General features: G+C 60.7%; 12 protein-coding genes. 7 read left to right on the forward strand and 5 right to left on the reverse strand.

The window, feature by feature from the left end:
• Positions 1-48 precede the first annotated feature (48 nt).
• The 3 genes from QMG79_RS12650 to QMG79_RS12660 form a co-directional block, all read right to left on the reverse strand.
• Positions 49-483 (reverse strand): hypothetical protein, encoded by a 435-nt coding sequence (locus QMG79_RS12650; RefSeq protein ID WP_283538948.1) that lies wholly within the window; start codon positions 481-483, stop codon positions 49-51.
• Positions 484-599: 116 nt separating this feature from the next.
• Complete coding sequence (locus tag QMG79_RS12655; protein ID WP_283538949.1) at positions 600-1,367, reverse strand: SCO1664 family protein; 768 nt, start codon at positions 1,365-1,367, stop codon at positions 600-602.
• Positions 1,367-1,921, reverse strand: coding sequence for a DUF3090 domain-containing protein (locus QMG79_RS12660; RefSeq protein ID WP_283538950.1), 555 nt, complete (start codon positions 1,919-1,921; stop codon positions 1,367-1,369). Before QMG79_RS12660 ends, QMG79_RS12655 begins: the two co-directional genes overlap by 1 nt.
• Before the next feature lie 115 nt (positions 1,922-2,036).
• On the opposite strand from QMG79_RS12660, the gene QMG79_RS12665 reads away from it, so the two are divergent.
• Both QMG79_RS12665 and QMG79_RS12670 read left to right on the forward strand, forming a co-directional pair.
• A complete protein-coding gene (locus QMG79_RS12665) occupies positions 2,037-2,690 on the forward strand; it encodes an SDR family NAD(P)-dependent oxidoreductase (protein WP_283538951.1) in 654 nt (217 codons plus the stop codon).
• Positions 2,691-2,839: 149 nt separating this feature from the next.
• A complete protein-coding gene (locus tag QMG79_RS12670; RefSeq protein WP_283538952.1) occupies positions 2,840-4,096 on the forward strand; it encodes an NAD(P)/FAD-dependent oxidoreductase in 1,257 nt (418 codons plus the stop codon).
• 66 nt (positions 4,097-4,162) lie between these two features.
• Here the strand turns inward: QMG79_RS12670 and QMG79_RS12675 are convergent, their stop codons facing one another.
• Complete coding sequence (locus tag QMG79_RS12675) at positions 4,163-5,203, reverse strand: LLM class flavin-dependent oxidoreductase (protein WP_283538953.1); 1,041 nt, start codon at positions 5,201-5,203, stop codon at positions 4,163-4,165.
• A gap of 137 nt (positions 5,204-5,340) precedes the next feature.
• Here QMG79_RS12675 and QMG79_RS12680 point away from each other — a divergent pair, with 137 nt between their 5' ends.
• Positions 5,341-6,960, forward strand: a complete 1,620-nt coding sequence (locus QMG79_RS12680; RefSeq protein WP_283538954.1) for a cryptochrome/photolyase family protein — start codon at positions 5,341-5,343, stop codon at positions 6,958-6,960.
• Between the two features lie 43 nt (positions 6,961-7,003).
• Here QMG79_RS12680 and QMG79_RS12685 read toward each other — a convergent pair whose 3' ends face one another.
• Positions 7,004-7,498 (reverse strand): nucleoside deaminase, encoded by a 495-nt coding sequence (locus tag QMG79_RS12685; RefSeq protein ID WP_283538955.1) that lies wholly within the window; start codon positions 7,496-7,498, stop codon positions 7,004-7,006.
• Between the two features lie 173 nt (positions 7,499-7,671).
• On the opposite strand from QMG79_RS12685, the gene QMG79_RS12690 reads away from it, so the two are divergent.
• From QMG79_RS12690 to QMG79_RS12705, 4 genes are all read left to right on the forward strand, one after another.
• Positions 7,672-9,435 (forward strand): ABC transporter family substrate-binding protein, encoded by a 1,764-nt coding sequence (locus QMG79_RS12690; RefSeq protein ID WP_283538956.1) that lies wholly within the window; start codon positions 7,672-7,674, stop codon positions 9,433-9,435.
• A gap of 282 nt (positions 9,436-9,717) precedes the next feature.
• Positions 9,718-11,358, forward strand: coding sequence for a peptide ABC transporter substrate-binding protein (locus QMG79_RS12695; RefSeq protein WP_283538957.1), 1,641 nt, complete (start codon positions 9,718-9,720; stop codon positions 11,356-11,358).
• A gap of 211 nt (positions 11,359-11,569) precedes the next feature.
• On the forward strand, positions 11,570-12,499 hold the full coding sequence (locus tag QMG79_RS12700) for an ABC transporter permease (protein WP_283538958.1): 930 nt from the start codon (positions 11,570-11,572) through the stop codon (positions 12,497-12,499).
• Entirely contained in the window at positions 12,489-13,481 is a 993-nt protein-coding gene (locus tag QMG79_RS12705) for an ABC transporter permease (protein WP_283538959.1), read from the forward strand. The genes QMG79_RS12700 and QMG79_RS12705 overlap by 11 nt, the downstream gene beginning before the upstream one ends.
• The last annotated feature ends 9 nt before the right edge of the window (positions 13,482-13,490 follow it).

A 13,490-nucleotide genomic window follows, 5' to 3' on the forward strand; every position in this document is an offset into this window, starting at 1 on the left:
GCAACCGCATTCTACGGATCCAGGGCCGTCAGTCTCTGGGTTGGCGAATTATCGTGCAGCCCTGCGGATGTGTTCGCTCATCGTTTTTTCAGTCTCGGGCGTCAACTCCAGCACGGCGAATGAGGTGACCCACAGATCGCCGTCATCGAGCCTGGCTGATTCCTCGAAGCCGAGGGTTGCATAGCGGGAGGTGAACTTCGAGGCGGCCTTGAAGAACACAACCACTTTTCCTTCCGCATTGGCATAGGAGGGGAATCCGTACCAGGTTTTTGGAATTAGGTGCGGGGCCACGTCGGAAACTGTCCGGTCAATACCTTCGGCGAGAACTCGGTCCTCGTGCGGGAGCGCCGCGATGGCTTCGCGTACTGCCTGTTCGCCTGCTGCACGGGACTTCCCCGCTTTTTCTTGGGACCGTAGCTCCGCCGCACGCTGTTTGACGGCGTCACGTTCTTCCTTGGACAGTCCAAGGTTCTTGCTTGCCATGTGCTTCTCCTTGGTCCAATCGTGCAAACCATTTCCGCGGTGGATTCACACTACTGCTGCTGAGCGAGGATGGTGCAACGCGACACCGAGTGCGAAAACCAGTGGCTGCCTTTCCCTCAGAACAGCGGCCAAGGTACTGCCGACATCTCACCGCTCGGAGCCGGAAGCCGTCCTTCTGAGAACAACCGCGCGCAGCGCTCAGCAAGCGACGTGATTTCTTCGGCACTGAGCAAGTCCGCCAGGTTTTTGCCCAGATCTCCTTGCAGCGCGTCGCTGACACGATCAATGCCGGCGCGTTCCTCCTCGGTGAGGGCATCCCCCAACCAACCCCACAGCACCGTGCGCAGCTTATGGTCGCGGTGAAAGGTGAGCCCATGGTCGACGCCGTGCCTGCGTCCGTCAGCCATGGCAAGAATGTGGTCGCCTTTGCGGTCGGCGTTGTTGACGACGACGTCGAACACCGCCATGCGCCTGAGCGCTGGCGAATCTTCGTGGATGAGGGCTACCATTTTTCCGTTCTCATCCCGTCCTTCGAGAACGTGTTTCCACCCTGCCTCCGGCACCTTGTCCGTCGCCACCAGGTCTACCGCGCTCTGAGCGGGGTCCTGTTCCTGCCAGAGCTGAACCATTCCTTCACCCAGCGGACCATCGCGCAGCCAGGTATGCGGTACGACACCCCAGCCGAAGACCTCCGAGACCAAATACGCGGCCACCTCCCGGTGGGCGAGTAGTCCCTGGGGAAAATCCCACAAGGGACTTTCGCCTGCAATTGGCTTGTAGACAACCAGCACGTCGCCGATGGTTCCAAGGAAAGTAGCGTTTGATGCCGTCGTAATGCGGCCAGTGAGACTCAGCTCAGCCGTCACAAGGTCAGGCATAGGCATCAGACCTCGGGAAGGGTGCAGATGTGTCCGTCGGCGTCTATGGGGTAGCCGCAGAGGGGGCACGTCGGACGTCCTGCCCCCACGATCTCCCTGGTGCGCTTGGCGAATGCGCGGGCAGTACCGACAGGCATTCTGACCAGGACCATTTCGGACTCGTTCGTTCCGTCTTCACCCGAATTGTCGCCGTCGTCATCAGTATCGCCGTCGGTGATCGGGTGGGCCTCAACAACAATCTGGGCCGTAGTTGGATCCCATCCCAGGCCTACGGCACCTGTCCGGAATTGCTCCTGGACGGCCTCGAGCTGGTCATTGTCGACAAGTTCAATCGGTGTGCTTGTGGGAACGCTGAACGGGTTGCCCTCGACAGTGATCAGCTGGTCGAGGATTTCGTCGATCTTCTCAGCGAGTAGGGCCGATTGCTGTTTCTCGAGTCCAATGCTCACGAGCTCCGTCCCTGCGCGCACCTGCAGATAGAACCTGCGATCTCCCGGAAGGCCAATGGTGCCAACGACGACCCGATCGGGCCAGGCAAACTCGTGAACGCGTGTAGGCATACAAGTATTCTAGGCACATAAGGTTCCTGGTGCCCTGCCCTCCGCACCGAGACCTATGGATCGATACGAACCAGTAAGTCCAACTGCTCGGGCGTTCGTGATTTAGGATCAACCCATGATGAACCTTGAGGGTGCGGTTGTTCTGGTAGTTGGCGCGAGCGGCGGCCTCGGCTCTCGTATTGCTACACAGTTGGAAGGCCGCGGCGCCATCGTTGCCCGGTCCTCTAAGTCCGCAGGGTATGACCTGCGCTCGCCTTCGGTGATCCAGGAGGTGCTTGATGCGGCCCAAGCGCAGCACGGACGCATCGACGGGTTGGTGATTGCCTCGGGAGTCGTTGCGTTCGGGGCCGCCGCAGAGCTTTCGACCGCCACACTGGATGAACTTTTTGCAGTGAACACAACCAGTGCGATCCAGCTCATTACCCAGAGTCAGCCGTACCTCGCGGCCTCGGCCCGTGAGGGCAGGGAGCCCTTCGTGATCACTCTGAGTGGAGTGGTCGCGGAGGCACCCGTTGCTGGCCTGGCGGCATACTCGGCGTCAAAGGCGGCGCTCGCCGCCTTTGTGGTCGCTGCTGCGCGGGAGTATCGCCGCGCAGGTATACGGATCGTGGATGCCCGCCCGGGCCACACGGGTACAACCCTGTCCGAGCACCCGATCGCCGGGGCAGCGCCGCGATTCGGAGCTGCACTAGACCCAGACGCCGTTGCGGCGCGGATCATCAGCGCGATCGTCGATGGCGAAAAGGATCTGCCCAGCGCCGCCTTCTAGGCGCGGGGGCGTCAAGGGTCCGTCCTCTGGATCGATGGCTGGATCGATGGCCGGACTATTTCCCGGTGCCGTGGTCCTCAAGTGCCGGATTCCTGGACTGCTTGGTCGCCCGCCAGCACTAGACTCGAGGGCAACAGAAATGGAGCCTCATGGACGCCGACATCATCGTTATTGGAGCGGGCCTCGCCGGCCTGCAGTGTGCGCGTCGAGCCGAGCGTCATGGCCACAGCGTCATAGTCCTCGAGGCCGGAGACGCCGTCGGTGGCCGTGTGCAGACCGACCGCATCGATGGTTTCCTCTGCGACAAGGGGTTCCAGCTGCTGAACCCGGCCTATCCCTCAGTGCGAAAATGGATTGATACGTCCTCGCTGGAACTGCAGAAGTTTGGCTTTGGTGTGGTGGTCCGTGATGGCGAAGCCACCAGCACCCTTGCGCACCCTGTCCTCCATCCCGCCTACGCGTTGGAAACGCTGCGCAGCAAACAGACCCAACCTCGTGACCTGCTTGCCATGGCCCGCTGGCTTGGGCCCAGCCTGCTGCGGCCGTCACGTGTCTACGGCTCGGCACGGGACACCACACTGAGCACGTCGTTTGATGCTGCTGGACTTGCAGGGCGCCTGCGCAGCGACGTCCTCGACACCTTCCTGGCCGGGGTACTCGCCGATTCTTCCGGAGAGGTCTCAGCCGATTACGCCCGGCTGCTGATGCGCTTTTTTGTCCTCTCCGCTCCCGGACTCCCGCGCGCCGGCATGCAGGCACTCCCGCAGCAAATGGCCGACTCACTCAGTGCACCCGTCAGGTTTGGCGTGGCGGGGCGCGATCTTCAGGAAACGTCCGACGGCGTCCGGGTCACCACGGACAGTGGAACGCTTAGCGCGAGCTCTGTCGTTGTAGCCGTTGGATCCGAGAATGTTGCTGATCTCACGCCCCTGACCGTGCCGGTAACCCGCGGCCTCACCACCTGGTGGTTCCGGGCCCCGGAACTCCCACGCCGAGGACCATTCCTGATGCTTGATGCAAGCAGGCCTGGCGGCGGACCTGCCGGGCCCATCTGGCACACGGCAGTGGTTTCGGAGGCTGCGCCGTCATACGCGCCCACAGGGCACCACCTGATCGAGGCCACCACGCTGCTGGATCAACCGGACGGTCTCGCCACAGAAGGTGACATCCGCCGTGACCTGGAGCGTCTGTACAGCACATCGACGAAGGATTGGGATGTGCTGGCCCACCATGTCGTCCAGCATGCGCTGCCACTGCAGCCGCCTCCGCTGAGGGACCGGCACCCCCTGTGGACCGGGCCCAGGGTCCTTGTCACCGGGGACCACCGCGGCACAGGCTCCATTGACGGAGCCCTCTTGGCCGGGGACCGCGCAGGCGAGGCAGTTTCAGAACGGCTGGCCTCGTGAGTGGAAAGTTACGACCCAGCAGCTATGCCCATATGTTCGGCCAGCGTGGTGGCCATCCAGGCGTGCCTAGTGCGCCGGACTCCAGCCCAGGGTAGGTCCCAGTACCCCTGCCATGTCAGTGAGGATCTGCACGTAATCCTCATGGTCAAAGCTGAAGGGCAGGGCGAACGCCACTTCGTCGACTTCCTGGAACCCGGCGTGGGCGTACAGTTGCTCGGCAATATCTGAGCTGTTCCCGATCAGGTCCTGGGCAAACATCATCTTGCGTGGGCCTTGCGGGGCCCGGGTCCGCGGAGTTCGTTCATCAACGTAGCGCTGGTATTTCGCCCGCTGAGCCGTGGTTGCCGAATCAGTGGGAATCACCACAAGCCCCTGCGACACGCGCGCCGGCCCGCGGGCGTGGGGTGATGTGGCTGCGGCCGCACGAAAAGCACGAATTTGCGATTGCTGGATCAGGGCAAAGTCCACATCCTCACCCTCGTCGGGGAAGATCACGCTGCTCGAGAGCAGGTTGAATCCGTTTGCTCCCGCCCAGAGAGCAGACGCACGGCTCGCCGCACCGTACCAGAGACGTTCGCGCAGCCCAGGGGAGTGTGGCTCTACACGGCGGGAGAACTCCTCAACGACACCCTGCTTTCCAGCGAATTCGCGGACGGGCTCGCCAGCAACCAAGCGAGCCAAACGGGCTACCCGTGCGTAGCCGAAGTCTTCGAGGCCGGCCGAATCCGGATACAGCTCATGTTTGACGGTGTCGTAATTCATCGGCTCACCTACGCTCAGGCCCGGGTTGATGCGACCTCCGGCCAGCAGATCCACCGTGGCCAACTCCTCAGCAAGACGGAGTGGGTTTTCCCAGCCCATAGGGGTCACTGCCGTGCCTAGCTCGATTCTGGTGGTTCGCTGACTTGCGGCAGCCATGATGGCAACGGGGGCGGAAATTCCAAATTGCAGGTGCCGGTGGCGCAGCCATGCGCTGTCGAAGCCAAGGCGTTCGCCCAGTTCAATGACCTGGAGCGTTGATTCGTGCCCAGCGGCTGGATTGTTTGGATCAAAGAGGCCAAGGGTGAGGAAGCCGAGCTTGCGCAGCGGCCGTGATGAGTCAGGCATCTCGTCCTTCGGGAAGTGGTGGTCAGCTGCTGTCCAGAATATGGGGTGGGAGTAGTCATCCGGCAGGAGATGGCTCGCCGTTACACGTCAGGTTGCCCGGATGTCGCTGCCCAGGAGCCTGGCCCTAGTGTTATGTCATGAGTATTGGCCATCCCGTGCGCCTTGTGCTGCCCCATCAACTTTTCGGCCAGCACTTTGATGCTGCGGGGGACACGGTGTTTGTGCTGATTGAGCATGACCTGCTCTTTCGCCACTACGCGTTCCACTCGCACAAGCTGGTCCTGCACCGCGCATCGATGGACCGCTTCGCGGACCGTCTCCGTGCAGACGGGCGCGAGGTAGAAGTCCTTCGCAGCAATGCCAACAGCACGTCCCGGAGCCAGCTGGCCGACGTCGTGCGACGCCTGCAACCCGCCCGGGTGACCTGGTTTGACGTTGTGGACGACTGGGTGGAGCGGGATCTGTTCCAGGGGCTGGCCGACGGCGGTTACCAGATGCCTGTGGACGACATTCTGGAAACGCCGAACTTCCTCACTGACCGTGCGCAGATTGATGGCTGGTTTGCGCACAATGGTTCCCGGATGCAGGACTTCTACGCGTGGCAGCGCCGTCGGCTGAACATCCTGCTGGACGACGACGGCAAACCAGTCGGCGGAAAATGGTCTTTTGACGCCGACAATCGCAAGAAACTCCCACGGGGATACACGCCTCCTCGGGTTCGCCGTTTCGGACATTCAGGGACGGAAGGCGGGCAGGGAACCTTCACATTCGACACCGAAATACCCCGAAAGGACGACGACGGCGATGCGGTGAACACAGCGGTCCAGGACGCAATTGCTTGGGTCAGCGCCGAATTCCCGGATGCTCCGGGAGACCCCCGCTTGTTCGGCTGGCCAACAAGTGCCGAGGAAGCCCGCGAGCACCTGGAGGAATTCGTTCGGGAGCGCCTCAACGACTTCGGTCCCTACGAGGACGCGATCTCCACCCAACATCCTTTTATTGCGCACTCCCTGCTGACTCCCGTACTGAACATCGGGCTGCTGGATCCCAAGGACGTCCTGGACGCCGTCCTCGACGCCGTAGACCAGACCACGCCGCTGGCCTCCCTGGAAGGGTTCCTACGGCAGGTCATTGGTTGGCGGGAGTACATGCGGGCCACGTACCGAGCCCGCGGACCCCAAATGCGCAGCTCCAACCGGCTCGATCACCACAACACCCTCGGGCCGGGCTGGTGGACTGCTGCTACAGGACTGGCGCCTGTTGACATGGTGATCTCCCGGGTCCTAGCCACCGGGTATGCCCACCATATTGAGCGCCTGATGGTCCTCGGCAACGCCATGTCCCTGCTTCGGGTCCATCCGGACAGTGTTTATGAATGGTTCATGGAACTCTTCATCGATGCCTACGACTGGGTGATGGTCCCCAACGTCTACGCCATGAGCCAGTTCGCGGCCGGACCGCAGATCACCACCAAGCCTTATGTCTCAGGAAGCAACTATTTGCGCAAGATGTCAGACCTGCCAGCGGGGGACTGGACGGCGGCATGGGATGGCCTCTATTGGACTTTCGTTGCGGACCACCGCAACGTGTTCCAGGCAAACCCACGAACCCGGATGGTGGCCTCCCTGGTGGAGAACATGGACCCTGCCGTCAGGGCGGACCACTTTGCTGCAGCCAAGGCGCTGCTGGACCCTGGTACCGGCGACACGCCGCTGCTGCGGCACCGAACCCAAGCAAAGAAGGCCACTGACCCGTAAAGGGTCCGTGGCAGCCGTGGTCCGGTATGCAGATGGATGGGACCTAGCCGTTTTTCTCTGCATAGTGCTTGAAGGAGGCTGCGGGATCCTTGGCAGCACCCCGCAGCATAGGGAGGTTCCGGTCGGCAAAATCCTTCGGATATTCCGCGTAGAAGGTCTGCAGGTTCATGTACCTGTTGCCATCCTCGTAGTGCTCGGCTTCCTGCTCGCGGGTGGCGGCAAAAATTACTGCGCGTGGAGCAGCATAGTAGAGCGCGCCCAGGCACATGGGGCAGGGATGCGCTGTGATGTAGATATCGATGTCACTGAAATCGGTCATACCCTGCTCCGCGGCGATACGTAGGGCCTGGACCTCCGCGTGTGCCGTGACGTCGCCGGTCTGCGCTACGTGGTTTGTAGCTTCCACGACGACTTCTCCATCGCGGACCAGCAGGCAGGCAAAAGGCTTGCCACCGGCGTCGACGTTCTCCAGTGCAAGGTCCACGGAGCGCTGCACAAATCGCTCGTCTGGAACAATCTGGCGTTCTTTGGTTTCCATGGGCTAAAGCCTATAACTCGGGGCGTTGTTGACGCGCGCTCAAGGGCCATTGCCCAATAATGACCGCTACGGCGTCGTATCCTGAAGAATCACACCTCGGAGGTTCCATGCTGGGCCCAGTCCGTGGCCAGCATGCTCTAAAGGTTCCGATGGGGACGGGTAACGGGAGAACAATGCAATTTCCACGCAGAATGCGAGCAGCGGCTGCTGTCGTGACGTTGATGGTCCTTGCCAGCTGTTCGCCCGCTGAGCGGGAGACTGCGACCCCTCCGGATGCTAAAAAGGGTGGCAGTGCCACGGTGATCGAAGCCAATGTCCTGTCATCTTTTAATCCAGCCAGCACCGCAGGCAATACGGACCTCAATCTTAAGATTGGACATGCTACGCACTCCGGTTTTTTCTCGGTGGACAAGAACGCTGCGGTGGTCCGCAATGAGAGTTTTGGTCGCATCGAGAAGATCTCCGATGACCCCCTCAGGGTGCGCTACACAGTCAATGAAGGCGTCCAATGGTCTGATGGTGACGAGGTCGGCGCCGGTGATCTCTTGCTGTCCTGGGCAGCAAATTCCGGCTACTACGACGATGTTGACGCCGCAGCCAAGACCGGTACCCGCTACTTCACTCCAGCGGCGTCCACCGGTGGCTTGGGGCTGACCGCCCTGCCGGAGATGGGGGAGGACGGGAGATCCATCACCCTGACCTATGCGGGTGCGTTTGTCGACTGGGAAACTGCGTTCGACGTCGGGATGCCAGCCCACGTTGTGGCCGCCAAAAGCGGCCTTGCGGACGAGGACGCACTCATCAAACTTCTGCAGGACGCACCGCGAGGAAACAGGGCGCTGCCAAAGGAAAATGCGCCGCTGCAGGCAGTGGCAGCCTTCTGGAATGCCGGATTTGAATCGCGAACCCTGCCGGAAGACCCCGCACTGTACCTGTCGAACGGACCGTACATTGTGCAGGATCTTGTTGCTGGGGAATCTGTCACGCTCATTCGCAACAGGGACTTCACGTGGGGAGCCGAGCCCTACTTGGACCAGATCACCGTCAGGTCCCAGGGCTCACCGGCCAGCGCTGTCGAAGCGGTAAAAAACGGCGATGCCGATGCTGCGTCCGTCCAGGTCTCTGCCGCCACCGGGGATCTGTTCCAGGGGCTGAACCCAGAGTCCACCACCACAGATTTCACCACCCAATGGGCCTATGATCACCTGGATCTTAACTTTTCCGGAGTCTTTGCCGACCGCACAGTCCGAGAAGCGTTCCTGAAAGCTGTCCCGCGCCAGGATATTGCTGACGCGATGGTCTCCGACTCCTCATTGCCCGGCGTCGTCTTGGACTCCCAGGTGTTTTTCCCAACGGACGTGAAATACCAGGAAGCGGTGGAGTCCAACGGCTCGGCTGCGTACGGATCACCTGATGTTCAGGGCTCCCGGGAACTGCTGAACGGGGCTACGCCGACAGTCCGTATCCTCTACAACCGAGACAGCCCGAATCGAGTACGCGCTTTTGGGCTGATCAGGGACAGCGCCTCCTCAGCAGGCTTCAACGTCGTTGACGGCGGGCTCTCCGACGCCGAGTGGGGGAGTGCACTGGGCCGCGGCAGTTACGATGCCTCACTCCTTGGTTGGATCAGCACGGGTGCCGGCGTTTCCCGCTTTTCGCAGATATTTCGGACGGGCGCAGGAAGTAATTTCACGGCGTTTTCGGATCCCTCGGCAGACCTGCTCCTGGACCAGTTGGTGGGCACGTCTGATGAAGCGGAACAGGACTCCATCCTGGCGCAGCTGGATAAAAAGATCTGGTCCAGCGCCTATGGGCTGCCGCTCTACCAGAGCACCACGGCTGCTGTTCGCAAAGATTCTTTTGCCGGTGTTGAGTCCAGTCCTGGTCCACTCGGGATCTGGCAGAGCCTCCCTGCCTGGTACCGCGAGGCAAAGTAACCAGGCTTCAGACCCCGGTGATCGGGGGAGCGCCCAGAGCGACACGTAGATGTAATCTGCGTGAAACATACCTGTGGGTAACATGTGACTTGCTCTTGGCCCACCACTTCGCTAGCGGAGGATGGACGCAGGGTTACGGTTTGGCAACGGAGTACCAATATTTGGACTTCGTGCGGTTAGGCTAATTCCATATGTAGGCTGAGTCACAGCGCAGATCTGTGCCTGCCTGCGGGGAAGCAAAAGATTTCCCCGATATTTCTCCCACAACTCATAGGAGGCGGAATGCGTTTCACGCGCACTTCCAAAGCACTGGGCATCATGGCGGTAGCCGCGTTGGCCCTGTCCGGCTGTGGAGCCGGCGGCACCAACGATGCCGGCGGAACCACCGGTGGCGACACCAGCCGCGTCATCATCGCCGATGGCTCGGAGCCACAGCGGCCCCTGATGCCCGCTGACACCAACGAGGTTGGTGGCGGCAAGGTCATCGACATGATCTTTGCTGGCTTGGTCAGCTATGACCCCAACGGCAAGCCGGTGAACGAACTCGCCGAGTCCATCGAGGCGTCAGACGGACAGAATTACACGATCAAGATCAAGTCCGGTGAAAAGTTCACGAACGGTGAGGCCATCACGGCTCAGACCTTCGTTGACTCCTGGAACTTTGGCGCAGCAGCCAAAAACGCCCAGCTCAGCGGTGGCTTCTTCGAGAGCATCAAGGGCTACGACGAGGCAAGCGCCGAAGGGTCAACGGTTGACACCATGTCCGGCCTGAAGGTTGTTGACGACACCACCTTCACCGTCGAACTGAACCAGCCGGAATCTGACTGGCCGCTGCGTCTTGGCTACACCGCCTTCTCGCCCGTTCCCTCCGGCGCGCTCGCTGACCCCAAGGGCTTCGGTGAAACTCCTGTCGGCAACGGCCCCTACAAGCTTGCTGACGGTGGCTGGCAGCACAACGTCCAGATCCAGCTTGTCCCCAACCCGGATTACGACGGACCCCGCAAGGCCGAGAACGGTGGAGTGACGTTCAAGATTTTCCAGAACGATGACACCGCCTACCAGGACCTCCTGAGCGACAGCCTCGACGTCCTCCAGACGATTCCCACAAGCGCGCTGAGCAACTTTGAATCAGACCTGGGCGACCGCACCATCAGCAAGCCCTACGCTGGCAACCAGACCATCGCCATTCCGGAATACCTTCCGGAATGGAGCGGCGAGGCAGGCAAACTTCGCCGCCAGGCCATCTCCATGGCCATCAACCGCGATGAAATCACCAAGGTGATCTTCAACGGGGCTCGCCAGCCGGCCAAGGACTTTACAGCCCCTGTCCTCGATGGCTACAGCGACAGCATCCCGGGATCCGAGAACCTCGAGTTCAATGAAACCAAGGCCAAGGAACTCTGGGCCGAGGCAGACGGAATGCAGAAATGGGATCCGAACACCACCTTCAGCATCGCCTACAACGCTGACAAGGGCGGACACCAGGTGTGGGTTGAGGCTGTTGTGAACCAGCTCAAGAACACACTGGGCATCAAGGCTGAGGGTAAGCCTTACCCCACGTTCAAGGAAGTTCGCCAGGACGCCACTGCGGGAACACTCACCGGTGCAATCCGCGCTGGCTGGCAGGCAGACTACCCCTCGCTCTATAACTTCCTTGGCCCGATCTACAAGACTGGCGCAGGCTCGAACGATGCCCGCTACGCCAATCCGGAATTCGACAAGGCAATCACCGAGGGCCTTGCGGCTGCATCGGTCAGCGAAGGTAACGATGCCATGAACAAGGCACAGGAAACCCTTCTGACTGATCTGCCCGCTATTCCCCTGTGGTACCAGGTCGCCCAGGGTGGCTGGAGCAACAACGTCACAAACGTTGACTACGGCTGGGACGGCGTCCCGCTGTACTACCAGATCACCGGCAAGTAACTGAATAAAACGACGGCGGGGGCTCCCTTCATGGGTACCTCCGCCGTCGTTTTGTTGCCCTCAATCTTCCGCCCGGATAACCGGGAGTATTATCGCGGGTGGCAGTCCGTGTGTTTCCGGCGCCACCTGCTCCATACCGAAAAGGTTCTTTAATGAACAACTCCACCGCATTCTTCGACGGGATGCACACAGTTGGGGGTGCCGTCGCCTGATGGCAACGTATATCCTCAAGCGCTTCCTCCAGCTGATCCCCGTTTTCCTCGGTGCCACACTGTTGGTGTACTTCCTCGTCTTCAGCCTCCCTGGCGATCCCATCGCTGCGCTCTTTGGCGACAAGCCCGTCAACGAAACTGTCGCCGCGCAGCTTCGGAAGCAATACAACCTGGACCAGCCGTTCTGGATCCAGTACCTGCTCTACCTGAAGAGTATTTTCACTTTTGATCTGGGGCTGGACTTCTCCGGCAGGCCCATTGCGGCTGTCCTGGGCGAAGTCTTCCCCGTCACCGCACGGCTTGCCATTATGGCGTTGATCTTCGAAGCGTTCTTCGGCATTCTCTTCGGCCTGATCGCGGGCCTGCGAAAGGGCAAGATCTTTGACGCCACGGTGCTGGTCGCATCGCTGATCGTCATCGGCATTCCCATCTTCGTCCTTGGCTTCATGCTTCAGTTCTTCATCGGAGTCCAGCTGGGCTGGGCCAAGCCAACAGTCAGCTCAGCAGCGACGGTGCAGGATCTCATCCTGCCCGCCATTGTTCTTGGCCTTGGTTCGTTCGCCTACGTCCTGCGTCTTACCAGAACCAGCGTCCTTGAGAACATGAACGCCGACTACGTCCGTACCGCTACTGCCAAGGGTCTCTCACGGTCTCGCGTGGTGCGGGTTCATATTCTCCGCAACTCGCTCATTCCGGTGGTGACCTTCCTGGGCGCTGACCTTGGTGCACTGATGGGTGGAGCCATCGTGACGGAGGGTATTTTTAATATCCCCGGCGTTGGCCAGCGGCTCTACCGGGCAGTGCTGTCCGGAGAAGGCCCCACCGTGGTCTCCATCGTGACGGTGTTGGTGCTGATCTACGTTGTATCCAACCTGCTTATCGATCTGCTGTACGCCTGGCTTGACCCGAGGATCCGCTATGACTCCTGACATTAATTCAACCCAGCCCGGTGAAACATCTCGCTCGGGCCGCCACAGCGAGCACTTCGTGGCAGAAATCTCGGATACTCCACTGCGTGCAGTGGATACCGTCAAAGAAGACGCCGCGCCGCTCAGCCTCTGGGGCGAGGCCTGGAAGAATCTGCGGAAGCAGCCCCTGTTCCTCATCTCCGCGTTCTTGATCCTGTTGGTTGCGGCGGTTTCCCTCTTCCCGGGTCTCTTCTCGCCCATCAATCCATCCACCGAAGCATGCCAGTTGGCTGACTCCAACGGTCCCGCCATTGCAGGACACCCCTTGGGCTTCACCAAGCAGGGCTGTGATGTCTACGCTCGGATGATCTTCGGTGCGCAGGCGTCCGTAACAGTCGGCCTCTTCACAACCATCGGTGTTCTGCTGATTGGCGGCATCATGGGCGCTATCGCAGGATATTACGGCGGCTGGGTCGATGCAGTCCTCGCCCGGATCAACGACATTTTCTTCGCCCTTCCACTGATCCTGGGTGCCATTGTCCTCATGCAGCTGCCGTTCTTCAGGGCGAACAGGACACCCTGGACGCTGGTAGTGATCTTGGTTGTCTTCGGGTGGCCGCAGATCGCCCGCATCACCCGTGGTGCTGTGATTGAAGTGCGGAACGCTGACTTCGTCACGGCCGCTCGCTCCCTTGGAGTCTCCAAGTTCGGGGCGCTTGTCCGCCATGTCATGCCCAACTCGCTCGCCCCCATCATCGTGGTTGCCACGATTTCGCTTGGTACCTTCATCGTCGCGGAGGCAACTTTGTCTTTCTTGGGTATTGGTCTTCCGCCCAGCGTCATGTCCTGGGGCAATGACATCCAGGCGGCGCAGTCATCACTGCGTTCCAACCCGTTGCCGTTGCTCTACCCGGCCATCGCGCTGTCCATTACTGTCCTGAGTTTCATCATGCTGGGCGATGCCCTGCGTGATGCTCTTGATCCCAAAGCGCGCAAGCGTTGAGAGGGGATG

It is taken from the genome of Pseudarthrobacter sp. PS3-L1 (genome assembly GCF_030063285.1).
In the GTDB taxonomy this organism is placed as follows: domain Bacteria; phylum Actinomycetota; class Actinomycetes; order Actinomycetales; family Micrococcaceae; genus Arthrobacter.

Bases quoted from the DNA above. Each gene is read 5' to 3' on its own strand.
- QMG79_RS12670 (WP_283538952.1), top strand. From the start codon at position 2,840: ATGGACGCCGACATCATCGTTATTGGAGCGGGCCTCGCCGGCCTGCAG.
- QMG79_RS12690 (WP_283538956.1), top strand. From the start codon at position 7,672: ATGCAATTTCCACGCAGAATGCGAGCAGCGGCTGCTGTCGTGACGTTG.
- QMG79_RS12685 (WP_283538955.1), bottom strand. From the start codon at position 7,498: ATGGAAACCAAAGAACGCCAGATTGTTCCAGACGAGCGATTTGTGCAG.
- QMG79_RS12650 (WP_283538948.1), bottom strand. From the start codon at position 483: ATGGCAAGCAAGAACCTTGGACTGTCCAAGGAAGAACGTGACGCCGTC.
- QMG79_RS12655 (WP_283538949.1), bottom strand. From the start codon at position 1,367: ATGCCTATGCCTGACCTTGTGACGGCTGAGCTGAGTCTCACTGGCCGC.
- QMG79_RS12695 (WP_283538957.1), top strand. From the start codon at position 9,718: ATGCGTTTCACGCGCACTTCCAAAGCACTGGGCATCATGGCGGTAGCC.
- QMG79_RS12680 (WP_283538954.1), top strand. From the start codon at position 5,341: ATGAGTATTGGCCATCCCGTGCGCCTTGTGCTGCCCCATCAACTTTTC.
- QMG79_RS12675 (WP_283538953.1), bottom strand. From the start codon at position 5,203: ATGCCTGACTCATCACGGCCGCTGCGCAAGCTCGGCTTCCTCACCCTT.
- QMG79_RS12665 (WP_283538951.1), top strand. From the start codon at position 2,037: ATGATGAACCTTGAGGGTGCGGTTGTTCTGGTAGTTGGCGCGAGCGGC.
- QMG79_RS12700 (WP_283538958.1), top strand. From the start codon at position 11,570: ATGGCAACGTATATCCTCAAGCGCTTCCTCCAGCTGATCCCCGTTTTC.
- QMG79_RS12660 (WP_283538950.1), bottom strand. From the start codon at position 1,921: ATGCCTACACGCGTTCACGAGTTTGCCTGGCCCGATCGGGTCGTCGTT.
- QMG79_RS12705 (WP_283538959.1), top strand. From the start codon at position 12,489: ATGACTCCTGACATTAATTCAACCCAGCCCGGTGAAACATCTCGCTCG.